Source organism: Streptomonospora sp. PA3 (assembly GCF_009728995.1).
In the GTDB taxonomy this organism is placed as follows: Bacteria; Actinomycetota; Actinomycetes; order Streptosporangiales; family Streptosporangiaceae; genus Streptomonospora.
Genome location: NZ_VTZW01000023.1, coordinates 125,912 through 148,562 on the forward strand (window position 1 = coordinate 125,912; position 22,651 = coordinate 148,562).

The following is a 22,651-nucleotide window of genomic DNA, read 5'->3' on the forward strand; positions in this document are numbered from 1 at the left end:
GGGGCCCTCCATTCCTCTCTGCCGGGCGAAGCGGCGGCACGCTCGGCCGGTGCACCGACCGGCTCGGCCGATCGGTGACCCCGGGGCGAGATCGGCGCAGCGCCCGGCCCCTCGGGCACACGGAAACCCTCCCCCGCATTGCCGGTCGGTGAGCCGGTGTGCGAGGCTGTTGCGGAAGTACTACGTAGTACTTCCTTCCCGCGACCGAAGGTGGACGCCCGTGCTGCAGTCGTATCTGGCCCTGCTCCGCAAGCCGCACGTCGCCACGGCGCTGGCGACGAGCATCGTGGGGAGGCTGCCCAACGGCATGGCGGTCCTCGCGCTCACCCTGCTGTTCCGCCACGAAGGGGTGGACTTCGGCATCGTGGGCGTGCTGATCTCCGTCTACGGAGTCGGGACCGCGGTGGGCGGGCCGGTGCTGGGCAGGATCGTCGACTTCCGCGGGCAGCCGCTCGTGCTGGTCGTCAGCGGCACCGCATCCGGCGCCGCATTCGCGGCCCTCGCACTGGCTCCGGACGCGCCGCTGGTCGTCGCTGTCCCGCTGACGGCCGCCGCTGGAGCGCTGACCCCGCCCCTGGAGTCGTGCCTGCGGTCGGTGTGGCCCACGCTGGTGGCCGGCGAGCAGGAGCGCGAGACCGCCTACTCGCTGGACGCCGCGCTGCAGGAGGCCATCTTCGTCGCCGCTCCCCTGCTCGTCACGGCCGTGGCCGCCCTTTTCCTACCCATGCATGCAGTCATCGCCACCGCGCTGATCACGGTGGCGGGCGCGTGCGGATTCGCGGCTCTGCGGCCGGTGCGCCGGTGGCGGCCGGTGCCGCGCAAAGCCAACTGGCTGGGCCCGCTCATGGAGCCGCAGGTGCGCCGGGTGCTGATGTGCTTCGTGTTCGTCGGGGCCGCCCTGGGCGCCCTCGCGGTGGGCGCCGTCGCCTACGCCGAGGAGGCCGCCGCCCGCGACGTCTCCGGCGTTCTGCTCAGCGCCAACGGCCTGGGCGCACTCGTGGGCGGGCTGACCTACGGCGTGGTCCGGATCCCGCTGGCGCCGGCCGCCCGCTTCCGGGTGCTGCTGGCCGGGCTCGCTCTGTGCTACCTGCCGCTGCTGCTGATGCCCGGAGTGGCTCTGATGACGGTGCTGGCCGCATTGTCCGGCCTCTTCTTGGCGCCGGCCCTGGCGTGCACGTTCCTGCTGCTGGGGCGGCTGGCCCCGCAGGGCACCACGACCGAGGCGTTCTCCTGGCTGATCTCGGTCTTCATGCTGGGCAGCGCGCTGGGTACCGCCCTCGCCGGTGCGGCCGCCGACGCGGCGGGCGCCGCGGGGGTCTTCGTCGTGACCGGTGCGGTGACGGCGGCCGCGGCGCTGCTGTCGCTGCGCGTCGGCGGTGAACCCAGGGCGGCCGCACCGGGGGTCAGCCCCGCGCGGGAGGAGCCGTCGAGTCGCGGATGAGCAGCCGGGCGGGCAGCCGCACGCATCCGCCGCCGGCGGCATGCGGGCCTGTGGCCGGCGCTCCCCCGCCCTCCTCCAGGACCGCCAGGAGCCGGCGCATCCCCGTCGCGCCCAACTCCTCGCCGGGCAGGTCGACGGTGGTCAGCTCGGGCGTGACGGCCAGCGCGAGGTCGACGTTGTCGATCCCGGTCACCGACAGGTCGCCGGGAACCGACAGGCCCAGCGCCCGGGCGGCCTTGTAGACCCCCACCGCCAGGACGTCGTCGTCGCAGACCACCGCGGTGAAGGGGGGCCGCCCGCCGTCCGCCTGCGCCGACAGCAGCCGCGCCGCCGCTTCGCGGGCCGCGTCGAGGTCCAGGGCGCAGGCCGCGTGCACCCGGCTCATGCCGCGCTGCGCACACGCCGCGTCGACGGCCTCGGCGCGTTCGCGGAAGGTGGCGGTGCCCACCTCGGAGCGCAGGTGGGCGATGGAGCGGTGGCCCAGCCGGTGCAGGTGCTCGACCAGTTCGGTCAGCGCCGGGGCGATGTCGAACCGCACCGAGCCCTGGCCCTGCGGCGGTTCGGCGTCCAAAACGACGGCGGGCACGGCGTCGTCCAGCGGCCTCCCGCCGTCCTCCAGGGAGCAGGCGAGCACCGCGTCGATCTGCTGGCCGGCCACGTCGGCCGCGACCGATTCCAGGTCGCGCTGGACCGAGAGCACCACCTGGAACCCGGCCTCACGGGCGGCGGCGCGCGCGCCGGTGAACACCCGCGCGAAGAACGGGTTCACGATGTCGGGGACGGCGATGAGCACCATCCGGGGACCGCCCACCCGCAGCCGCCGGGCGTCGGCGTTCGGTCGGAATCCCAGCTGCCGCGCCGCGTCGCGCACGGCCCGCTGGGTGCGCTCCCCGACGCGCCCGCTTGCGGCCCCGCGGAAGACCAGTGAGACCGTCGACTGCGAAACCCCGGCCAGGCGGGCGACGTCGCGGCTGGTGGGCGGTCTGCCGTTGCTCACGGGCACCACACTAGGCCGTGTTTGGTGGGTTCGTCCGTAGCGAGCGGCGCACTCGTGTGCGCCCCGCGCCCGATGGCGCGAAGCGCCGTTTTCCGGCGCGGGGCGCCGCGATAGGGCCTCCCCTACTCGGCGGGCTTCGCCATTATCGCCGAGCGGGGGCCCGGTGCCGCTCTCGCAAGGCCGAGGAAGGAGTCCCCCTCCTGCGCGAGCTCCGCAGGCTCCGCATCATCGCGCAGCGGGGGCCCGGGGCGGGCCCCCTGTCGACTGTCCCTGACAGGCGGCTTCGCCATGATGCCTGTCAGGGGCCCAGAGAACGCAGCGAGAGCGGTGCTGGGGCGCCGCGCAGTAGGACAGCGACCCACCAAACACGGCCTTGTGCCGCGGCCGCCGCCCTTCACCGGCCCTCACCCGCCTCGCGGGCGCGGCGACCCGGCGGCCGGCGCCGGCTCGGGGAGCGCCGCTGCCTACGCGCGTAAGTCCCGGAGGCGCTCTACTCGGGCTCCATGCCCTCCGGCGGGCCGATGGTGCCCGCCTCGGGCCCGAACCGCTCGGTGTAGCGGGCCATCAGCTCCTTCCACCGCCCGCCGGTCTGGGCCACCTCCCCCTGCAGGTGGGCGGCCAGGGCGTCCAGGCAGACGTGCCATCCGGTGGTGTCGCGGGCGGCCTTGCCGAGTTCCTCGAAGGTGTCGGAGAAGACCAGCTCGGTGCCGTCGCCGTCGGGGCGAAGCTCGAAGCGGAGGACGTCGCCCGCCCAGTCGAACTCCAGCAGCCGGGGCGGGTCGTAGGCGATCATCCGGCCGCTCATCGTCTCGTCTTCGCCCTCGAAGGCGAAGCGCAGCTCGGCTCCCGGCTCGCGCGGCCCCTCGATGCGGCTGGGGAACCATGCGGCCAGGTGCTCGGGTTCGGTGATGGCGCGCCAGACCTTCTCCGGCGGGTGGGGCAGGCGGCGCACGATGCGCACCGTCCAGCGGTCCCCGGCCGGCGCGAGCCGCCCGTACCCCTCCTCGGCGGCGTCTGGGCCGCCGGTTCCGGTCCCCACTGCGCCCGCGGCCTGCGGATTGCGCGCGTCGTCGCTTGCGTTCACGCCGGTACCCCCTCTGCGCCCGCTCAGCCGTCCTCGGGCGGCCGAGCGGACTCGTCGTCCATGGTCGCGAGATGGCGTTCGAGGTCGTCGAGCCGGGACTCCCACAGCATCCGGTAGGGCTCCAGCCAGGCGTCGAGCTCGCGCAGCGGCTCGGTGCGCAGCCGGTACAGGCGCCGCTGGGCGTCGGACCGCGACTCCACGAGGCCGGCTTCGCGCATGGTGCGCAGATGCTTGGAGACCGTGGGCTGGCTGACGCCGAGCCGGTCGGCGAGCTCGCCCACGGGCCGCTCGCCCCGGCGCAGCGCGTCGAGTATCCGGCGCCGGTTGGGTTCGGCCAGAACCTCGAACACCCTCTCCATGGCAACCAATATGCCCCTTCGGGAATATTCCTGTCAAGGAATAGGCGAACGTCCGTGAGCACGGCTCCGGCCGGCGCCCGCCACCGCCGCGGCTCAGGCGCCGGGCTCGCGGACCGGGTCGTGCCCGGTGATCGCGCCGACGACCGCCGAGGTCAGATCGTCGATGACGATCTCGGGGGCGACCTCGGGATGCTCCAGCCACCACTCCCCCGCCGCCTGGACCATGCCCACGACGGCGTGGGCGGTGATCTGCGCGCGCACGGGATCGGCGACGCGCAGGTCGTCGCGGAGCACGCCGGCCAGCTCCTCGCCCAGGCGGCGCACCATCATGCCCAGGTCCCCGCGCGTACGGGGGTCCTCGGAGGTGGCGCGGTCCATCAGGAACCGGTAGAGGTTGAGGTTCCCGCGGATCATGCCCAGGTAGGCGCCCACGGTCGCGCGGGCGCGCACGCGCAGCGAGGAGCCGGCGTGCAGCTCGGCGCGGACCCGCTCCATCAGCGGGTCGACGTGGCGCTGGGCGAGCGCGCGGTAGAGCCCGCTCTTGTCGCCGAAATGGCGATAGAGGATCGGCTTGCTGATCCCCGCCTCGGCGGCGATGGCCGACATCGAGGCGTCGGGGCCGTCGCGCTGGATGATCCTGTCGGCGGCGTCGAGGATGGCGCGGCGGCGCTCGGGGCTGCGGCCGCGGCCGGCGGCGGTCTGCGGTGCGGGTCGGGAAGCCACGCGTAGACGGTAGCGCCCGCATCCCCGCTGTGCAGGGCCGGGCGGCCCCGCCGGCCGCTTCCTGCCCGGCGGGGCCGCGGCCGGCGGATCGGCGCAGGCGCCGGGCGGGCGCCCGCCCGGCGCTTGGGCTCAGTCCTTGCGGGCGATGCCGGCCATCATGATGCGCAGGTGGGGCTCCAGGTCCTCGACCGCGGGGACCTCGCGGTCGGGCTCGCCGGGGAACCAGCGCGAGTGGAAGTCCAGGCCGGGCTCGATGAGCGGGTAGCCCACGAAGTGCTTGCGGATCTCCTCGGGGGTGCGGATCCACCCGTTGCCGAGGGTCTCCAGGCCGGCGCGCTCGATGGCCTTCTGCACCTCCTCGCCGGTGTCGGCGAAGTCGGTGATGAACAGGTAGCTGCCCGAGGGCATGGCGTCCATCAGCTCGGCGACCTTGCCGCGGGGGTCGTCCTTGTCGCTGAAGTGCATGAACAGCCCGACGACCATCAGCGCGATCGGGCGGGTGAAGTCGAGCATGCCCGTGACGTCGGGATGGTTCAGGATCTCCTGCGGCCGGAAGAAGTCGGCGGTGACCACGGTGGTGGTCTCGTTCTCGGCCAGCAGGGCGCGGCCGTGCGCGAGCACGATGGGGTCGTTGTCGACGTAGACCACCCGGGCGGTGGGGATGATCTCCTGGGCCGCCTCGTGGGTGTTCTTCTCGGTGGGCAGGCCACTGCCGATGTCGAGGAACTGGTCGATGCCCTGGCGGGCGAGGTACTGGACCCCGCGGATCAGGCCGGCGCGGTTGTCGATGGCCACCTCGCGCACGTTGGGCACCTGCTCGGCCCACACCACCGCGGCGTCCCGGTCGGCCTGGAAATTGTCCTTGCCTCCGAGAATGGCGTCGTATACCCGGGCGATGGTGGGCTGACTCATGTCGATCTCGGGCGGAAACTTGCGGTCGGAGCCCGGTGTGGTCGTCCCGTCGGTCGCGCTCATCAACGCCGCCTTTGCGTACTCGGGGGGTCGGTCTGAAGTGCCCACATGGTACGACGGCGCAGATCACCCCACCACCGGAACGGCGAATTCGCTCGTTACCGAAACCGCCTCCGCGCACCGCCGCAACCCGCCTTCCGCGCCCGGGCGCGGCCGCCCGCACACCCGCCTGCGCGGGCGATGCAGCTCTTGCACGGCCGTGTCCTGCGGTTATCCGCGGAAAATGTCGCCGGCCACCTGGCCGGGGCAGGGGCGCAGATTGCGCAGATACCCGGAACGATTCCCCGCAAGAATCAAGAGGCCAACGGCCATCGCGGGCCGCGCCGATTCCCCGGCCCTCGGAAACCGCACGTCCGCTCGGATGCCGCCGGAAATCCGGCCGGGACTTCGCCCGGGTTGCGCGGCGGGAGGCGGCGGCCGCCCGGCACTGCCCACCCGCCGGTTTCGCGGGCACGGCGCCGCGGGGCGGGCCGGGCACCCGGGCGGGTGGCCCGGCCCTGCCGCGTTCCCGTCTGAACGTCGGCGGCCACCGGCTCCGGCGGGCTACTCGGGCTCCTCGGCCCAGGGCTGGATCGACTGCCGGTGCCGGAACACGTTATGGGGGTCCCAGCGCGCCTTGACCCCGCGCAGCGTCGGGTACGCCTCCTTGTAGTAGAGCTGCGCCGACGTCTGCCCGGACCAGTTCCACTCCCCGTCGTCGAGGTCGGCATCGGGGTAGTTGATGTAGCAGCCGTCGGTAACGGCGTCGTCGCCGCCGATCGCGGGCACTCCGCCCGTCGCGGCGAAGGTCGCGGCGTAGGTGTCGCGGATCCACCTGATGTGGGTGTCCTCCTGGGGATCGCCCGTGGTCCAGTACACCTGGTACTGCATCTTCAGGATGGAGTCGCGCTGGGCGACGGCGGTGGAGGCGGGCGCCACCTCGTTGATCCGCCCGCCGTAGCTGTCGATCTGGATCAGCGCCCGCGGGTTGGTGTACTCCCGGTAGTGGGTGTTGCCCAGGTAGTCCCACATCGCGTCGATCTGGTCGTCGGTGAAGGGCTTGCGGATGCAGGCGGACTTGTACTTGCCGCGGCTGTTCTCGCCCGAGGAGTTGAGCGCCTGGGTGGCGGTGAGCCAGGGCATCACCCGCGGCATCTTGGCCCCTTTGACGGCCGGGTGGTCGCCCGTGCCCCGGTGCTGCTCCTTGGACTCGGGTGTGATCGCACCGTCGACCGCGGCCAGGAACTCGTCCATGGCGAGCTTGCCGGGATCGTGGCTGTCGGCGGTCTCGCAGTCGACCTGGGCGGTCAGCAGGATCTCGCCGTTGCTGCGGTGGTTGAGCTTGAGCAGCGCGAAGAGCCGACCGCTGTGGGTGGTGGGGTCCTGGTTGTCCCGGAAGTAGGCGCTGTAGGCCCTGAGCAGCTTGCGGAACTCCTCCTGGTTGAAGTCGTCCCACTTCCAGGCCCGGCCGCACAGCCGCACGAACGCCGGGGGCCGGGGCAGATCGCGGAACCAGAACCGGGTGACGATCCCGAAGTTGCCGCCGCCTCCCCCGGCGTGCGCCCACACCAGCCTGCGGTGGTCCTCGTCCTTGTCGTCGGCGGTGGCCCGGATGCGCCGGGCCATCCGGTCGCGGTCGGCCACCACGACCTCCACGCCGTAGAGGTAGTCGACGGTAAGCCCGTGGTGGCGCGAGAGCAGGCCGAACCCGCCGCCCGGCACGTGCCCGCCGATCCCCACGGAGTAGCAGGATCCGCCCGGCAGCGCCACGCCGGCCTCGGGGTAGAGGTGGCTGTAGGCGTGCCAGTTGGTGGCTCCGGCCTCCACGCAGTAGGCCTCGACCTCCTCATCCCAGTAGACGCCGTGCATCGGGCTGATGTCGAAGATCACCCGGACGTCGGTGCCGCACACGAAGTCCTCGTAGCAGTGCCCGCCGGAGCGGACCGTGATGCGACCGGCCTCGTCCTTGCGCTCGTCGAGCACCTGCTGGAGGGCCTTGACGGTGTCGTCGGTGGAGCGCAGCAGCCGCACGTAGTCGGGTTTGGCGATCCACCGCTGGTTGAATCCGCGGCTGAGGGCGGGAAACCGGGGGTCGTCGGGCCAGACCGCCTCACTGGAGGGGTCGAAGGTCGCACCGTCCAATTCCGTGTCACCTAACGTGAGAGGGAAACTACGACACGGATATTCCCCTCTCGTGACCAGCGGAAAAACCCGGTCCGCGCTTCCGCCGGGATTCGCCTCGAAAGCGGACGGCCGGAATGCGGGCGGTCACTTCCAGCGGGCCGGCTCTCCCCACCCGCTGGGCGCCGCCGCGAACGCGGACCGGGCTCGCCCGGCCCGACCGGGAGACATGGCGGTGGCCGCCGCGCCGCTCCGGGGACGAGCCCGGCGCCCCGGCGCTGCGGCGGGCGCCCGCCCCGACCGCCCGGCCCGGCGGTGATCGGACACGACCGGAAACCCCGGTCCCCGGACCGGCGCACCCGCGCGAGCCGCGCCTGCGCCGGGCGCCGCACGGCGCGGCGGGTCCGGTGGCACCTCACCGCACCGGCAGCCCCGTGACCGCGCGGCCGATGATCAGGCGCTGGATCTCGCTGGCGCCCTCGAAGATGGTGAAGATGGTGGCGTCGCGGTGCCAGCGCTCCACCGGGTATTCGCGGGTGTAGCCGTTGCCGCCGAGCAGGCGGATGGCGTTCTGGGTGACCCAGGCGGCGGTCTCGCTGGCGAAGAGCTTGCTCATCGAGCCCTCGGCCTGGGCGAACTCCTTGTCGTTGCGCGCCATCCAGGCGGCGCGCCACACCAGCAGGCGGGCGGCGTCGATGCGGGTGGCCATGTCGGCGAGGGTGAATGCCACGGCCTGGTTCTCGGCGAGGGGCTTGCCGAACTGCTCGCGCTGGACGGTGTAGTCGCGGGCGTACTCGTAGGCGGCGCGGGCGCAGCCCACCGCCATGGCGCCGACGCTGGGGCGCGAGGCCTCGAAGGTCTTCATCGCGGCCTGGCCCTTGGAGCTGCGGCCCTCGCGGGCGCGGGCCAGCCGCTCGTCCAGGCGCTCCTTGCCGCCGAGCAGGCAGCGGCCGGGCACGCGGACGTCGTCCAGGACGACCTCGGCGGTGTGGGAGGCGCGGATGCCGTGCTTGGCGAACTTCTGGCCCTGGGAGAGCCCGGGGGTGCCGGGCGGGACCACGAAGCTGGCCTGGCCGCGCGAGCCCAGTTCGGGCTCGACGGAGGCGACGACCACGTGCACGTCGGCGATGCCGCCGTTGGTGGCCCAGGTCTTGGTGCCGTTGAGCACCCACTCGTCCGTGGCCTCGTCGTAGACGGCGCGGGTGCGGATCGCGCTGACGTCGCTGCCGGCGTCGGGCTCGGACGAGCAGAAGGCGCCGAGCTTGATGTCGTCGGGGCTGCCGAACATCTGCGGCGTCCACTCGAAGAGCTGCTCCTGGGTGCCGTTGCCGGCCACGGCGACGGCGGCCAGCGCGGTACCGGTGATCGACAGCGCGATGCCGGGGTCGCCCCAGTACAGCTCCTCGAAGGCGACCGGGATGCCCACGCCGCTGGGCTCCAGCCACTGGTTGGCGAAGAAGTCCAGGGAGTACAGGCCGATCTTGGCGGCCTCCTTCAGGACCGGCCAGGGGGTCTCCTCGCGCTCGTCCCATTCGGCGGCGGCGGGGCGGATGACGTCGCGGGCGAACCCGTGCGCCCAGTCGCGGACGTCGCGGATGTCCTCGTCGAGTTCGAGGCTGAACCCGGTGGCAGGGCTGTCGGCGGTCTCGCTCATCTGCACTCGTCCTTACTCGTCCTGTGGTGGGGCTCGGCGGCAGGGGGTGGCGGGGCCGGGGTTGCGCGCCCGGTCGGACCGGCGCCGGCGGACCGGCCAGGCTAGATGTTACCAACGGTAACATGCTTCGCGGGCATGACGCGGCCCCGGACCCGCGAGCGGGTCCGGGGCCGCGGTGGCGTATCCGGGAGGGCGTGCCTGCGGCGCCTACTCCTCGGCGTGGCGCTCCAGGAAGGTGTAGACGTCGGTCTCGTCGACGCCCGGGAAGGTCCCCGAGGGCAGCGCCGAGAGCACGTGGGAGTGGGCGCGGGCCGAGGGCCAGACCTGGCCCTCCCAGCGCGCGGCCAGCTCGGCCGGCGGGCGCACGCAGCACTCGCCGGTGGGGCAGTTGGACTGGGTGCGGTTGGTGGTCTCGCGCCCGCGGAACCACCGCGACTCCTTGTAGGGCACGCCCAGCGTGATGGCGAAGTTCTTCTCGCGGCTGGGGTCCACGTGGGCCACGCACCAGTGGGTGCCGTTGGGCTTGTCGGTGTACTGGTAGTAGATCGAGAACCGGTCGGGCGAGGCGAAGACCTGGCGCCCCGACCAGTAGCGGCACATCCGCTGGCCCTCGATGGCGCCGGTGTCGTCGGTGGGGAAGATCAGCCCGTCGTTCTCGTAGGCCTTGTAGATGATCCCCGTCTCGTCGTTGCGGATGAAGTGGCAGACCAGGTCGAGGTGGCGGTAGGCCAGGTTGGTGAACCGGTGCGCGGCCATCTCGTAGGAGACCGAGTACACGTCGCGCAGGTCCTCCACCGACAGGTCGCGCGCCTTCTTGGCCCCCTGCAGGTAGGGCACCGCGGTGGACTCGGGGATCAGCACGGCCGCGGCGAAGTAGTTGGCCTCGACCCGCTGGCGCAGGAAGTCGGCGAAGTCGCGCGGCTGGCCGTGGCCGAGCACGAAGTGGCCCAGCGTCTGCAGCAGGATCGTGCGCGGGCTGTGCATGCCCAGCGACTCCCGCTTGAGGTAGAGCCGCCGGTTGCGGGTGTCGGTGACCGAGCGGACCGAGCGCGGCAGGTCCTGCACGTAGCGCAGGGTGAAGCCGTAGTGGGTCACCATCGACAGGATCTGGCCCTGGGAGAGCGCGCCGCCGCTGTAGCCCACCGCGTCCAGGGTCTCCTGGGCGGCCTTCTCGATGGCCTCGAAGTAGTTGCCGCGCTCGCGCATCTGGCGGCGCAGGTCGGCGTTGGCCCGCCGCGCCTCCTCGGGGGTGGCGGTGGGCTTGACGCTGCGCCGCTTGAGCTCGTCGTAGAGCCCGACGATGTGTTCGAGCACGTCGTTGGGCACGCGCTTGCCGACCTTGAGGTGGGGCAGGTTCAGCGACTGGTAGACGGGGTCGCGCTGGGCCTCCTCCACCGCGATCTCCAGTTGCGCGCGCCGGCTGGGGGGCTGGCGCGAGAGCAGCTCCTCCACCGAGACCCCCAGGGCCTGGGAGAGGGAGGTCAGCAGCGACAGCTTGGGCTCGCGCTTGCCGTTCTCCAGCAGCGACAGCTGCGAGGGCGCCCGGCCCACGCGCTCGCCCAGGTCGGACAGCGTCATGCCGCGTGTGCGGCGCAGGTGCCGCAGCCGCTGGCCAAAGGTGACCAGATCCAGGTCCCCCGGCAAAGACGGTATTTCTTCAGTCCCGAAGTACGCCATGGGTTCATGGTAGGGAAAGATTCCCAGATCTTCACCCCGATCCGGCTCGAAAAAGCCTGGAACTTTGACAAGAATCGTTGTTACCGGCGGGGAACACAGCCGGCGGCGGGGCTTGGGCCCCTCGGCGGAGCTTCCCCATCGGCACGACTTCCAGGGGATACACGTAAGGCGGTGACAGACCATGAGCATCAGCGGTCGTCAGCAGGAAGCGGCAGCGGCGCTCCGGCAGGAGTGGGAGACCAACCCGCGGTGGGCCGGCATCGAGCGCACCTACTCCGCTGAGGACGTGGTCCGGCTTCGCGGCTCGGTCACCGAGGAGCACACGCTGGCCCGCCTCGGCGCCGAGCGGCTGTGGGAGCTGCTGCACACCGAGGACTACGTCAACACGCTGGGCGCCCTCACCGGCAACCAGGCCGTCCAGCAGGTCCGCGCCGGACTCAAGGCGATCTACCTGTCCGGCTGGCAGGTCGCCGCCGACGCCAACCTGGCCGGCCACACCTACCCGGACCAGAGCCTCTACCCGGCCAACTCGGTCCCGCAGGTCGTGCGGCGCATCAACAACGCGCTCAAGCGGGCCGACGAGATCACCTGGTCGGAGGGCGACGAGGACGCGCCCTACTGGATGGCGCCGATCGTCGCCGACGCCGAAGCCGGGTTCGGCGGGGTCCTCAACGCCTTCGAGCTGATGAAGAGCATGATCGCCGCCGGTGCGGCCGGCGTGCACTGGGAGGACCAGCTCGCCTCGGAGAAGAAGTGCGGCCACCTGGGCGGCAAGGTGCTGATCCCCACCGGGCAGCACGTCCGCACGCTCAACGCCGCCCGCCTGGCCGCCGACGTCGCCGGGGTGCCGTCCCTGGTCATCGCGCGCACCGACGCCCAGGCGGCGACGCTGATCACCAGCGACGTCGACGAGACCGACCAGCGGTTCATCACCGGCGAGCGCACCGCCGAGGGCTTCCACCGGGTCCGCAACGGCCTGGAGGCCTGCGTGGCCCGCGGCCTGGCCTACGCGCCCTACTCCGACCTGCTGTGGATGGAGACCTCCACGCCCGACCTGGAGGTGGCGCGGCAGTTCGCCGAGCGCATCAAGGCCGAGTACCCCGACCAGATGCTGGCCTACAACTGCTCGCCGTCGTTCAACTGGCGCCGCCACCTGGACGACTCCACCATCGCCAAGTTCCAGCGCGAGCTGGCCCACATGGGCTACAAGTTCCAGTTCATCACCCTGGCCGGGTTCCACTCGCTGAACCACTCGATGTTCGACCTGGCCAAGGGCTACGCCGAGAGCGGCATGAGCGCCTACGTCAAGCTCCAGGAAGCCGAGTTCGCCGCCGAGGAGCGCGGCTACACCGCCACCCGCCACCAGCGCGAGGTCGGCACCGGCTACTTCGACCTGGTGAGCACGGCGATCACGCCGGACGGCTCGACCACCGCTCTCACCGGCTCCACCGAAGAGGACCAGTTCTCAGCGGCTCACTGACACTGGCTCCTCGTCCCGTGACGGCAGGCCCGCCCCGCTTTCGTGGCTGGGGCGCGGCGGGCCGCCGTCGCCTCCGGCGGCCCCGCGGCAACCGTGTCACCCGCGGGGCCGCCGGCCTGTGCGCGCCCGCCCGCACCCTGCCGCCTGGGTGCGGGCGGGCGCGCGCGGCGTGCGATCATCGGGACCATGCCCGAGCCCACCTCCGACGAGCGCGCCCACCGGCCCGAGGACGACGCCCCGGGCGAGGCCGCACCCGGCCGCGGGCCGGCCGCCGCACCCGCCCCGGCTCCGCTGACGCGCGGGCTGCTGGCCGGCGAGATCGTCCTGGTGCTGGCGCTGTCGCTGGGCGCGGCCGCGGTCGCGGCGGTGATCTCCTTCGTCGGCTCGCTCACGGCCCCCGAGTCGCTGGCCGAGCAGACCGCCAGCCTGATCGGGTCGCAGGCCGCGGAACAGCGCCCGTGGCTGGACCTCTCCCGCCAGCTCGCCTCGCTGGTGTTCGCCATGGCGCCGGTGGCGCTGGCGGTCTACCTGCTGCACCGCACCCGGGAGTCGGCCGCCACGATCGGCTTCGACGTCACCCGCCCCGGCCGCGACCTGCTGGGCGGGGCGGCGCTGGCCGCGCTGATCGGCGGCGGCGGGCTGGTCGTCTACGTCGTCTCCCACCAACTGGGCCTGTCGGTGACCGTCGCGCCCAGCTCGCTCAACGACCACTGGTGGACCGTGCCCGTCCTGCTGCTCCAGGCCGTCAAGAACGGCGTGCTGGAGGAGGTCATCGTGGTGGGCTACCTGATGCTGCGCCTGGACCAGCTGGGCTGGTCGCCGCTGCGCGCGGCCGTGGCCAGCTCGCTGCTGCGCGCCTCCTACCACATCTACCAGGGGCTGGGCATGTTCTTCGGCAACCTGGTGATGGGCCTGGTGTTCTGCTGGTTCTACCGCCGCTACGGCCGGGTGATGCCGCTGGTGGCGGCCCACTCGCTGATCGACATCGTCGCCTTCGTCGGCTCGGTCTATGTGCTCGGCCGCGTCGACTGGCTCCCGGGCGCAGGCGGGTAGCGGGCAGGCCCCGGAAAAGCGCCGCGCGGCGGGCGACCTCCGCCTCTCGTTCGAAGATCTGGGATCCGGTCAGCGGGGCGTAAAGGGACTACGACGGCGGCGATTTCCGGCTTCGCCAGATCGCCAGCCGACTTCAGCCGGAAAAGCGCGTCAATATCCGAAGGCGGTGGCGGTCCAGGTGTACTGGGCGTCGAGAAGTTCGGCGATCCCGGCTACCACGGGGTCCCGGGTGCTCGTCGGCGTGCAATCGGGGGCCGCCCCGCCGTCGGCGGCGGGATCCTCCCGCCACAGGATCAGGCCGGTGCCCGCGCGGTCGACGGCCCAGGCCGCGACGCAGGGCCGTGCAGCGGGCGAGGCGTCGAGGTCGCCGGGGCGCAGATACCCCTCGGCGATGTTGGCGGCCAGCGCGCGCCCTCCCTCGCACTCCTCGGGCGTGATCAGGTGCGCCGACCAGACCAGGACCATGGCGTCGACGCGCATCATGCGCTGGAGGCTGCGGCTGCGCTCGTCGACGGAGCCGGGCTGCGGGACGGGCGACTCGCGCAGCGAGCGGGCCCCCTCGGCGAGGAAGGTCCACAGCTCGCCGCCGCACGCCCGCCATGCGCCCCGCATCGCGTCGTTGCCGAGGAACCCCGCCATGGGGAAAGGCGGGTCGGGCAGCGTGTTGTACCCGACGTAGAGCCGCGGGTGCTCGGCGGCGGCTCCGGGCGTCACGGCGTCGGCGAGCGCACCATGGGCGATCTTGCCGAGTCGCCCCTGCCCGTGGTCCGGCAGGGACTCCGCCGATTGCAGCATGCCGGTGGCGTCCATGAGGAAAGGCTGCCAGGCGGCGGCGCGTTCGTCCGGAGAACCCGCGAATCCGGTCGGCGCGGGCACTGCTCCGCTACTCGTGCCGGGCCAGGGAGTCCTCCAGATGGCGCGGGCGGCCCAGCAGCAGCCCGATCAGGAAGTTGGCCGTGACCATGGCGCCCACCAGCGCCAGCGGGGCGTGCCAGCCGCCGGTGAACTCGTGCAGCATGCCGAACAGGAAGGGGCCGAGACCGGCCATCAGGTAGCCGAGGCTCTGGCTGGAGGCCGACATCGCCGCCGTCGCGCCGGAGGTGCGGGTACGCACCGCGAAGAACGTCAGCGCCAGCGTGAACGTGGCCATGCCCATCCCGATCAGGGTGGTCCACACCCAGGTGCCCTGCAGCGGCGACACCCACAGCCCCGTCAGCCCGGCCCCGTAGCAGGCGAAGAAGAACACCACGAACCCGCGGTGGTCGCGCACGCGCGCCATCAGACCGGGCAGCACCAGCGAGGTCGGCACCGCCAGCGCCGTGAGGTAGGACAGCATCAGCCCGGCCTCGGCCGCGCTCATCCCCTCAGCGCGCAGCATCTCGGCGTACCAGCCGAACATGATGTAGGCGACCGCCGACTGGGTGCCGAAGAACAGCACGCTCTGCCAGCCCATGGCCGTGCCCAGCACCCGGCGCAGCCCGATCGGGGCCGCGCCGCCGGTGCGCGGCGGGTCGTGGCGCAGCAGCGCCAGCCACGGCAGGAGCGCGAGCAGTCCGAAGGCCCCGTAGAAGCCCAGCGCCACCCGCCAACTCCCGCTGGCCTGCGCCACCGGCACCGTCGCCGCGGCCGCCATGGTGGTGCCCAGGGCGAGGAAGGTGGTGTAGAGGGTGGTCATCGCGCCCACGCGCTCGGGGAAGTGCTGCTTGACCAGAGTCGGCAGCAGCACGTTGCCCACCGCCCCGCCCGACAGCGCCACCGCGCTCAGCACGAGGAAGGGCAGGGCCCCGTCGACCAGCGGGCGGGTGGACAGCCCGACGGTCAGCGCGAGCAGCGCGGCGGCCAGCAGCCGGTGCTCGCCCAGGGCGCGGATGAGCATCGGGGTCAGCGAGGCGAACAGGGCGAAGCACAGCACCGGCAGGGTGGTCAGCACGCCCGCCAGCACCGCGGACATGCCCAGGCCCCCGGTCACCTCGGTGAGCAGCGGACCGACGCTGGTGATGCCCGTGCGCAGGTTCAGCGCGGCCAGTGCCACCCCGGCGGCCAGCAGCCATACGACGCGGTGGGGCCGCCGGGCGGGGGCCACGGGCCCGCCCCCGTCCGCGGACGGCACTGCGGTGTCAGCTGAGGCGCCCGTCACGCCGGCCTCCAGATGAGAGATGGGATCACGGGATCTACATCATGACCGTAACGCATTCGACGCGAATACCGACTCGCGGCCTGGTCTGGTCTAAGCTCCGCCCTAAACCGCCCGCACACCGATCGGCCATACCGCTCGTGGCCGCCACCCGTAGGAGGTAACGCGTGCCTCTCGCTTCGACGCGCCGCACTGGCCTCGTCGACCAGGTCATCAGCCAACTGCGCGCCCAGATCGACTCCGGCGAGTGGGGCATCGGCGACCGCATCCCCACCGAGTCCGAGCTGTCCGACCAGCTGGAGGTGGGGCGCAACACCGTCAGGGAGGCGGTCCGCGCGCTCGCGCACGCGGGCCTGCTGGAGATCCGCCAAGGCGCCGGGACGTTCGTGCGCGCCTCCAGCGAGCTGGGCGGGGCGCTGCGCCGCCGGCTGGAGCGCTCGCGGCTGCGGGAGAACCTGGAGGTCCGGCGGGCTCTGGAGATGGAGGCCGCGCGCCTGGCGGCGCTGCGCCACACCGACGCCGATCTGGCCGACATCGACCACGCGCTTGCCCTGCGCGAGTCCGCCTGGAACGAGGGCGACATGGCGGCCTTCGTCGAGTCCGACTTCGCCTTCCACCGCATGATCGTCAACGCCACGCACAACCCGCTGCTGATCGACCTGTACGACGACATCGCCCAGGCCGTCTACGACAGCATCGCCCACACCGCCTACGGCGAGCCCGGAAGCGGCGGCGGGGCCGGGCTGGACAACGCCAGCTTCGACCACAAGCGCCTGGCCGACGCCGTCCGCGCGGGCGATCCCGACCGCGCGCTGCGCGAGGCGGCCTGCTACCTGGACGAACTGCTGTCGCTCGCCGGCGAGTGAAGCAGCAGGCTGGAGCCCACCCGCCACATGGCTTCGTGCAGCTCGGCGCGCGGCGGATCGGCGTCGCCGCTGAGCGCCTCGGCCATCAGCTCGCGGAACGCGCCGAGGGTGGCGGCCGCGGCGAGGCGGGGCGAGAACGAGCCGTCCAGTTCGCCCTCGCGCTGGGCCTTGGCGATGCTCCGCGCGGCGATGTCGATCTGGCGGGCCAGGCGCTGGGCGTCGGTCTGGGCGGCGGCGGGCTCGCGCAGCCGCCGGCCGACGATCATCCTGCCCAGCGGAGCGTCGCAGAGGAAGTCGATCTCCCTGCGCAGGCGCGCGTGCTCGCGCTCGGGCCAGCTCAGCGCGCCGTCCAGCCGGGTCGTGAAGACCTCGCCGTCATAGGAGTCGTAGAAGTCGTCGACGACGGCGGCCACGAGGCCGTCCTTGCCCGCGAAGTAGCGGTAGAGCAGCCCGGCCGAGACCCCGGCGCGCCGCGCGACCGCCGCCACCTCCAGGGTCCCGCCGCCCTCCAGGATCGCCGCGCGGGCCCCGGCCAGTAATCGCGCCCGGGTGGCCTGCCCGCGCGCCGACACGGCCGCCCCCTCGGCCGGCTCGGCGGCGTCGCCGCCCGCGTTCGCATCGTCGCTCATCGTGTCCACCGGATTCCCGCCCGTGCCCTGCTGTGCCGGCTCCAGTGTGCCGGGATCGCGGGCGGGCCGGGGGCCGTTAGCCGAATCCGGCCGCGCGGGGGCCGAGGACGCAAAGGCGCGCCCGCGAGCGGCGGGGGTGCCGCTTTCCAGGAACCCACCGGGAACCACCCGGGGCGGCCACCACCGAGGCTGCGGCAATGGGTGCGCCCCGCGAAGCGCGAACACAGCTTGCCGCCGAGCGCACGCAGCCCGTCCCAGGTGGAGCCGTGCCACCGGTGGCGGGCCTCCGGCACAAAAGTGCGCCGTGCGCTCGGCGGCAAGCCGGCTCTGAACAGGTACGTGGCGCGCAGCGCCTCCGTTAGGGGCGGTGGCGGGTGACGGGCACGATGAGCTCGCGGCGCGCAGCGCCTCCGTTAGGGGCGGTGGCGGGTGACGGGCGGTATTCGCGCATCACAGCCCCATTGCCGCAACCCCTGTGGTGACCGACTCCTTAAACAGAAACGTAGCCGCGCCGCCCTCCCTCCTCGTTCGTCGGTTCAGACGGCGCCGCGCAGCCGTCGCCGCGGGGTCAGGCGCGGCGCCGGAAGGCGTCCTCGATGTCGGCGGCGCGCACGCAAGGCCCGGGAACCCGGCGGGGGCCGTCGGCCGCCAGCCCGTTGAGGAACACGGCGATCTGGCGGTCGGCCATGTGCGTCCAGTCGGGGCCGTGGGTGAGCGGCTGGGTGATGAGGGCGCTGAAGGTGATCACGTCGGTGGCGTTGACGGGTGCGCGGATGTCGCCGTCGCTGCGGCCGGCCTCGATGAAGGCCTCCAGCCGCCGGTTGATCGAGCGGCGCGCCGCCACGGCCTCCGGGGTGACCAGCGGAGGCGCGCCGTGCAGCGGTAGGAACAGCTGGTCGGCGACGGCGCACGTGCCGGTCAGGAACCGCTCGATCGCCTCCAGGCCGCGCGCGCCCCGGTCCTCGATGTCGTCGAGGATGCCGTTGAGCAGTCCGTATGCGCGGTATTCGAGGGCCTGGAGCAGGGCGTCGCGGTCGGGATAGCTGCGGTAGAGGGTCCCGACGCCGACACCGGCCTCGGCGGCGATGCTGGCCAGCGGAACGTTGCGGCCTTCGCGCAGCATGGCCGATGCGGCGGCGGCGAGCAGCCGCCGGCGGTTGGCCTCGGCGTCGCGGCGGGGCCTTCGCGGGGCGGCCATGGACCTCCTCTGCGGACGGGGTCGGCTGCCGGCGCTCCTTGACGGACCGGCGCAGCAAGGTTAGCTTCATTGAAGCGGACGAAATGTTCCGCTTCAACCGGGCCGGGCCCCACCGGGGCCGCCTCCGGCCCGCCCGACGAAGGAGTGGCCATGGCCGGCCCAGCGATCTCCCGGTCCGCGAGCGAACCGCCCATCCCGCCGGACGACCCGCGGCGCCGGCTCGCGGTCGTGCGCCCCGAGTCCGACGACCTGCCTCGCATCTCGCTGGTCGGCGACGTCTACACGATCCTGCTCTCGGGCGAGCAGACCGACGGCCGGTACTGCCTGATCGACATGCGGGTACCGCCGGGCGGTGGCCCGCCCCCGCACCGGCACGACTTCGAGGAGATGTTCACCGTCCTGCAGGGCCGGGTGCGCTTCACCTTCCGCGGCGAGGACGTGTCCGTGAACGCGGGCGAGACGGTGAACATCCCGGCCAACGCGCCGCACCACTTCCGCAACGTCTCGCAGGAGCCCGCGCGGATGCTGTGCATGTGCACCCCGGCGGGCCAGGAGGAGTTCTTCCGGGAGATCGCCTCACCCGCCGGCGGCACGGAGGCCGCGCCTCCGGGGCCGGACCCCTCCGAAGAGGAGCAGGCGGTGCGCCGGGCCCGAGCAGCGCGCCTGGCCGCCCGCTACCGCACCGAACTGCTGTGACGGCGCCGGCCTGCGGGCCGCGCCCGGTCGCCCGCCGCGCGGCGGGCGACCGGGCTCCGGCTCACCGGGGCGCGTCGGCGGCCTCCTCGCCGGCGGCGAAGGCCCCGGGGCGGGCGAGGACGTAGGGGCGCACCCGCGAGCGGCGGGGGCGGATGTGCGGGGGCCGGGGCCGCGGGAGGCGCGGGATCTCCGGACGCCACGGCAGCGGGGGCAGTGTGCGGTTGGCCGATTCGGGGTTTCCGCAGTAGCCGCAGATGTCGCGCCCGGCCTCGTTGGCGCGGTTGCACAGGCGGCAGTCCCAGGGGCGTGCGCGGCGGTCGGGTCGGGTGTCGGTTTCCACGGCTCACTCCGAGGGCATGCGCGGCGGCGGAACGCGGTCGGGCGGAAAGTTGAGCAGGCGCTCCATGCGGACGTGGGAGTCCGCGCCGAGCGTGGGGGCGAACCTGCTTCCGGCGCGGTTGAGGAACGGGCGCAGGCTGGCGTAGTAGGCGCCGAAGGTGCCGTCGTCGTTGCGTGAGGCCCAGACTTTGTACATTGAATTGACCCGATTGAGGTCGATGAGTCGGATTTGGATTTCTTTGGGGAAGTCGGAGTAGTCGCCTGAGGACATGGAGGCTCCTGGCGGTGCACGTAGCTGCCTTCTTGTCCAGAAAGTGTCCCGGAGTTCGACCTCCAGCAAGAACGCCTGCACAAAGCTGGGAAGAGTTGTGCGGAACGGTGCGCAGAAGTACTGACGGCATGGCACCATCGAAACATGTGGGAGGAATTCGGTAGGTATCTACGTGATCAGCGGTCTCAGGCCGGACTGACTCTTAATCAAGCAGCCTCCGCCATCGGGCAGAGCGCTTCACTTCTCGGGAAACTCGAACGCGGCGAGCGCGTTTGCCAAAGGCCGACCGCCCGAGCCTTGGAAGACCTTTACGGAACGAATGGCACTTTGCTCGACCGGTGGACTCGGACGCAGGCTCGCAGCAGCGACCCGACATGGTCGCGCCAAGCGACCGAGTGCGAGGCCAGAGCCGCGAACATCAAGCAGTTCAACGCCATGGTTCTGCCTGGAATCCTGCAGATCCCCGCCTACGCCGGTGTGCTGTTCGAAGACGGGCGTCCCGGCGAAGACATGAGAAGCGTCGTCGCCGCGCGTTGCAGTCGGCTGGCGGCCCTGTCGGCGTCGCTGGAATACGTGATTCCGCACCACGTCCTCAAAACCGCGGTCGGCGGTGCCGAGACGATGGCGGATCAGCTCTCCCACGTACTCGAGTTGATCGATTCGGGCCGAATCCGAGTCCAGATCCTGCCGGACGATGCGGGTACCCGCGCCGGCCTTGCCGGTCACTTCCGGCTCTTTTCGTTCCACGACCGACTGCCCATGGCTTATGCGGAGCACGTCAGCGGCGGCGTGCTCATCGACGACATGGCCGAGGTACACCGGTTGGGGGCGCTATGGGGCACGCTGAGCGCCTTTGCCTATGATCCGTCCCATAGCTGCGCACTGATCAAGGAGGCGGAACGTGAATACCGAGTGGACTAAGTCAACGTACAGCCACGCATCGGGCGACTGCGTCGAATGCCGCGCCGACGGCGACTCCGCCCAGCTCAGAGACACCCAGCACCCCCACCACGGCCACCTCGCCTTCCCCCACCGCGAGTGGGCCGCCTTTCTGGCCGAGCTTCACTCTCTCTAACCCCTCCCCGTAACCCCCCGCCCACGCGCCCCCGCGGCGCGAACAGCGGGTGAACCTCCAGGCCCTCGGCGTGACCGCGCCGGGGGTCGTTTGCGGCCTTCGGGCTGGTCAGACCCGGAATGTCGAGCGCTCTGCGATCGCCACGGTGTGTCACTGAGACTTCACCACAGCGTGTCCATAGCCTCGTTCTGCGGCCACGGCGGGGTCGGATCATCGGCTCGGACCCGACCCCCGTACAAGGCCCGAATCCTGCTGGAGGTCTGCTGTGCCCGTCGCCCCGAGACACACCGCCCCTGTGCCCGCCCGCTCCCGTACCCGCTTCGACCGCCGCCGCTTCCTCGGCATCGGTACCGCCTCGGCCGCCGCGGTGGCGCTGGGCACCGGCCTGTTCTCCGCCAGCGCCTCCGCCGCGCCCAAGGCCGGCTTCCCCTTCACCCTGGGCGTGGGCTCCGGCGACCCCACCCACGACGGCTTCGTGCTGTGGACCCGGCTGGCCCCCGAGCCGCTGGCCGAGGACGGCCGGGGCGGCATGCCGACCGAGCCCGTCGAGGTCGAGTACGAGGTGGCCCTGGACTCCCGCTTCCGGCGCGTCGTGCGCCGCGGCGCCTCGGTGGCCTCGCCCGAACTGGGCCACTCCGTCCACCCCGAGGTCTCCGGCCTGAGCGCGGGCCGCGAGTACTACTACCGCTTCCGCGCGATGGGCGAGGTCAGCCCGGTGGGCCGGACCCGCACCGCTCCCCCGCCGATGTCGATGACCGGCTCGATGGCCTTCGCCTTCGCCTCCTGCCAGAAGTGGGACCAGGGCCACTACACCGCCTACGAGCACATGGCCGACGAGGATCTCGACCTGGTGCTGCACCTGGGCGACTACATCTACGAGTACCCCATCGAGGGCGACCTGCGCGGCAAGGTCCCCGACCACCTGCTGGTGGAGACCACCCGGCTGGAGCACTACCGGGTGCGCTATGCGCTCTACAAGTCCGACCCCCACCTGCAGAACGCCCACGGCAGTTTCCCGTGGCTGGTCACGCCCGACGACCACGAGGTCGACAACAACTGGGCCGACGAGATCTCCCAGGACGACGACCCGCGCGCGGAGTTCCGGAGCCGGCGCGCCGCCGCGTTCCAGGCCTACTACGAGAACATGCCGCTGCGCCGGTCCTCGATGCCGGCGGGCCCCGACATGGGCCTGCACCGCCGGATCCGCTACGGCCGCCTGGCCGACTTCACCATGCTCGACACCCGCCAGTACCGCGACGACCAGGCGTGCAGCGGGCGGCTGGAGGACGACTGCGACGCCCGCTTCGACCCGTCCCGCTCCATGCTGGGCGAGCGCCAGCGCGACTGGCTGATCAACGGCTTCAGCAGCTCCCAGGCGCGCTGGCAGGTGCTGGGCAACCAGTCGCCGATGACCGAGACCGACAACACGCCCGGTGAGGGCACCAGCGTGTGGATGGACCCCTGGGACGGCTACGCCGCCGAACGCGAGCGGGTGCTCGACGCCGCGGTGCAGCGGGGCGTGCGCAACCTGGTGGTGGTCACCGGCGACCGGCACCAGAACTACGCCGCCGACCTGAAGGCCGACTACCGCGACGAGGACGCGCCGACGGTGGCCACCGAGTTCGTCGGCACCTCGATCTCCACCACCGGCGACGGGGCGGACATCAGCGAGCAGGGGCGGCGCTTCCTGGAGGCCAATCCGCACTTCGCGTTCGTCAACGAGCAGCGCGGTTACGTGCGCTGCACGCTCTCGCCCACCGAGTGGCGCACCGACTTCCGCGTGGTGCCGTATGTGACCCGCCCGGGCGCGCCGGTGTCGACGCGGGCGAGCTTCGTGGTGGAGGACGGCACCCCGGGCGTGGTGGCGCGGCCCTGAACCGCTCGCCGGTCTTGTACCGGTGAC

The 22,651-nt window shown here is 72.4% G+C and carries 22 protein-coding genes; 8 read left to right on the forward strand and 14 right to left on the reverse strand.

Annotated elements, in window-relative coordinates:
* Positions 1-220: 220 nt before the first annotated feature.
* On the forward strand, positions 221-1,441 hold the full coding sequence (locus FZ103_RS24200; protein WP_156004539.1) for an MFS transporter: 1,221 nt from the start codon (positions 221-223) through the stop codon (positions 1,439-1,441).
* On the opposite strand, the gene FZ103_RS24205 is transcribed toward FZ103_RS24200, so the two are convergent.
* The 8 genes from FZ103_RS24205 to FZ103_RS24240 form a co-directional block, all read right to left on the reverse strand.
* Entirely contained in the window at positions 1,404-2,438 is a 1,035-nt protein-coding gene (locus FZ103_RS24205; protein ID WP_343233690.1) for a LacI family DNA-binding transcriptional regulator, read from the reverse strand. The genes FZ103_RS24200 and FZ103_RS24205 overlap by 38 nt on opposite strands.
* A gap of 490 nt (positions 2,439-2,928) precedes the next feature.
* Positions 2,929-3,522: an SRPBCC family protein gene (locus tag FZ103_RS24210; protein WP_186356804.1), complete on the reverse strand. Its 594-nt coding sequence runs from the start codon at positions 3,520-3,522 to the stop codon at positions 2,929-2,931.
* A 23-nt stretch (positions 3,523-3,545) separates the two neighbouring features.
* Positions 3,546-3,881, reverse strand: a complete 336-nt coding sequence (locus FZ103_RS24215; RefSeq protein ID WP_156004540.1) for a helix-turn-helix transcriptional regulator — start codon at positions 3,879-3,881, stop codon at positions 3,546-3,548.
* 93 nt (positions 3,882-3,974) lie between these two features.
* Positions 3,975-4,604, reverse strand: coding sequence for a TetR/AcrR family transcriptional regulator (locus FZ103_RS24220; RefSeq protein WP_186356805.1), 630 nt, complete (start codon positions 4,602-4,604; stop codon positions 3,975-3,977).
* Between the two features lie 129 nt (positions 4,605-4,733).
* Positions 4,734-5,579, reverse strand: a complete 846-nt coding sequence (locus FZ103_RS24225; RefSeq protein ID WP_156004541.1) for an SAM-dependent methyltransferase — start codon at positions 5,577-5,579, stop codon at positions 4,734-4,736.
* 540 nt (positions 5,580-6,119) lie between these two features.
* A complete protein-coding gene (locus tag FZ103_RS24230) occupies positions 6,120-7,697 on the reverse strand; it encodes an FAD-binding oxidoreductase (RefSeq protein ID WP_156004542.1) in 1,578 nt (525 codons plus the stop codon).
* 394 nt (positions 7,698-8,091) lie between these two features.
* Entirely contained in the window at positions 8,092-9,330 is a 1,239-nt protein-coding gene (locus FZ103_RS24235) for an acyl-CoA dehydrogenase family protein (protein ID WP_156004543.1), read from the reverse strand.
* A 207-nt stretch (positions 9,331-9,537) separates the two neighbouring features.
* Positions 9,538-10,974: a helix-turn-helix transcriptional regulator gene (locus FZ103_RS24240; RefSeq protein WP_156004693.1), complete on the reverse strand. Its 1,437-nt coding sequence runs from the start codon at positions 10,972-10,974 to the stop codon at positions 9,538-9,540.
* Between the two features lie 214 nt (positions 10,975-11,188).
* On the opposite strand from FZ103_RS24240, the gene aceA reads away from it, so the two are divergent.
* A complete protein-coding gene (gene aceA, locus FZ103_RS24245) occupies positions 11,189-12,487 on the forward strand; it encodes an isocitrate lyase (RefSeq protein WP_156004544.1) in 1,299 nt (432 codons plus the stop codon).
* A gap of 186 nt (positions 12,488-12,673) precedes the next feature.
* Positions 12,674-13,540, forward strand: coding sequence for a CPBP family intramembrane glutamic endopeptidase (locus FZ103_RS24250; RefSeq protein ID WP_156004545.1), 867 nt, complete (start codon positions 12,674-12,676; stop codon positions 13,538-13,540).
* Between the two features lie 150 nt (positions 13,541-13,690).
* On the opposite strand, the gene FZ103_RS24255 is transcribed toward FZ103_RS24250, so the two are convergent.
* Both FZ103_RS24255 and FZ103_RS24260 read right to left on the reverse strand, forming a co-directional pair.
* On the reverse strand, positions 13,691-14,350 hold the full coding sequence (locus FZ103_RS24255) for a hypothetical protein (RefSeq protein WP_156004546.1): 660 nt from the start codon (positions 14,348-14,350) through the stop codon (positions 13,691-13,693).
* A 73-nt stretch (positions 14,351-14,423) separates the two neighbouring features.
* Positions 14,424-15,623 (reverse strand): MFS transporter, encoded by a 1,200-nt coding sequence (locus tag FZ103_RS24260; protein WP_343233692.1) that lies wholly within the window; start codon positions 15,621-15,623, stop codon positions 14,424-14,426.
* Between the two features lie 218 nt (positions 15,624-15,841).
* On the opposite strand from FZ103_RS24260, the gene FZ103_RS24265 reads away from it, so the two are divergent.
* Positions 15,842-16,540: a FadR/GntR family transcriptional regulator gene (locus tag FZ103_RS24265; protein ID WP_186356806.1), complete on the forward strand. Its 699-nt coding sequence runs from the start codon at positions 15,842-15,844 to the stop codon at positions 16,538-16,540.
* Here FZ103_RS24265 and FZ103_RS24270 read toward each other — a convergent pair.
* Both FZ103_RS24270 and FZ103_RS24275 read right to left on the reverse strand, forming a co-directional pair.
* Entirely contained in the window at positions 16,504-17,169 is a 666-nt protein-coding gene (locus FZ103_RS24270) for a TetR/AcrR family transcriptional regulator (RefSeq protein ID WP_156004547.1), read from the reverse strand. The two genes, FZ103_RS24265 and FZ103_RS24270, sit on opposite strands and share 37 nt — an antisense overlap.
* A gap of 568 nt (positions 17,170-17,737) precedes the next feature.
* Positions 17,738-18,367, reverse strand: coding sequence for a TetR/AcrR family transcriptional regulator (locus FZ103_RS24275; protein WP_156004548.1), 630 nt, complete (start codon positions 18,365-18,367; stop codon positions 17,738-17,740).
* Positions 18,368-18,517: 150 nt separating this feature from the next.
* Between FZ103_RS24275 and FZ103_RS24280 the strand changes: the two genes are divergently transcribed.
* On the forward strand, positions 18,518-19,063 hold the full coding sequence (locus FZ103_RS24280) for a cupin domain-containing protein (protein WP_156004549.1): 546 nt from the start codon (positions 18,518-18,520) through the stop codon (positions 19,061-19,063).
* 61 nt (positions 19,064-19,124) lie between these two features.
* On the opposite strand, the gene FZ103_RS24285 is transcribed toward FZ103_RS24280, so the two are convergent.
* Together FZ103_RS24285 and FZ103_RS24290 are read right to left on the reverse strand one after the other, a co-directional pair.
* The gene (locus FZ103_RS24285) at positions 19,125-19,403 is read right to left on the reverse strand and encodes a hypothetical protein (RefSeq protein ID WP_156004550.1); all 279 of its coding nucleotides are present in this window, start codon (positions 19,401-19,403) and stop codon (positions 19,125-19,127) included.
* Between the two features lie 3 nt (positions 19,404-19,406).
* The gene (locus FZ103_RS24290; RefSeq protein WP_156004551.1) at positions 19,407-19,673 is read right to left on the reverse strand and encodes a hypothetical protein; all 267 of its coding nucleotides are present in this window, start codon (positions 19,671-19,673) and stop codon (positions 19,407-19,409) included.
* 144 nt (positions 19,674-19,817) lie between these two features.
* Here FZ103_RS24290 and FZ103_RS24295 point away from each other — a divergent pair, with 144 nt between their 5' ends.
* From FZ103_RS24295 to FZ103_RS24305, 3 genes are all read left to right on the forward strand, one after another.
* Entirely contained in the window at positions 19,818-20,594 is a 777-nt protein-coding gene (locus FZ103_RS24295; protein ID WP_156004552.1) for a helix-turn-helix transcriptional regulator, read from the forward strand.
* A complete protein-coding gene (locus FZ103_RS24300) occupies positions 20,575-20,748 on the forward strand; it encodes a DUF397 domain-containing protein (RefSeq protein ID WP_186356807.1) in 174 nt (57 codons plus the stop codon). Before FZ103_RS24295 ends, FZ103_RS24300 begins: the two co-directional genes overlap by 20 nt.
* 295 nt (positions 20,749-21,043) lie before the next feature.
* Entirely contained in the window at positions 21,044-22,624 is a 1,581-nt protein-coding gene (locus FZ103_RS24305) for an alkaline phosphatase D family protein (protein WP_186356808.1), read from the forward strand.
* The last annotated feature ends 27 nt before the right edge of the window (positions 22,625-22,651 follow it).

Coding starts and splice junctions, on each gene's coding strand:
- FZ103_RS24215 (WP_156004540.1), bottom strand. CDS start 3,881: ATGGAGAGGGTGTTCGAGGTTCTGGCCGAACCCAACCGGCGCCGGATA.
- FZ103_RS24225 (WP_156004541.1), bottom strand. CDS start 5,579: ATGAGCGCGACCGACGGGACGACCACACCGGGCTCCGACCGCAAGTTT.
- FZ103_RS24235 (WP_156004543.1), bottom strand. CDS start 9,330: ATGAGCGAGACCGCCGACAGCCCTGCCACCGGGTTCAGCCTCGAACTC.
- aceA (WP_156004544.1), top strand. CDS start 11,189: ATGAGCATCAGCGGTCGTCAGCAGGAAGCGGCAGCGGCGCTCCGGCAG.
- FZ103_RS24250 (WP_156004545.1), top strand. CDS start 12,674: ATGCCCGAGCCCACCTCCGACGAGCGCGCCCACCGGCCCGAGGACGAC.
- FZ103_RS24255 (WP_156004546.1), bottom strand. CDS start 14,350: ATGGACGCCACCGGCATGCTGCAATCGGCGGAGTCCCTGCCGGACCAC.
- FZ103_RS24270 (WP_156004547.1), bottom strand. CDS start 17,169: ATGAGCGACGATGCGAACGCGGGCGGCGACGCCGCCGAGCCGGCCGAG.
- FZ103_RS24275 (WP_156004548.1), bottom strand. CDS start 18,367: ATGGCCGCCCCGCGAAGGCCCCGCCGCGACGCCGAGGCCAACCGCCGG.
- FZ103_RS24280 (WP_156004549.1), top strand. CDS start 18,518: ATGGCCGGCCCAGCGATCTCCCGGTCCGCGAGCGAACCGCCCATCCCG.
- FZ103_RS24290 (WP_156004551.1), bottom strand. CDS start 19,673: ATGTCCTCAGGCGACTACTCCGACTTCCCCAAAGAAATCCAAATCCGA.
- FZ103_RS24295 (WP_156004552.1), top strand. CDS start 19,818: ATGTGGGAGGAATTCGGTAGGTATCTACGTGATCAGCGGTCTCAGGCC.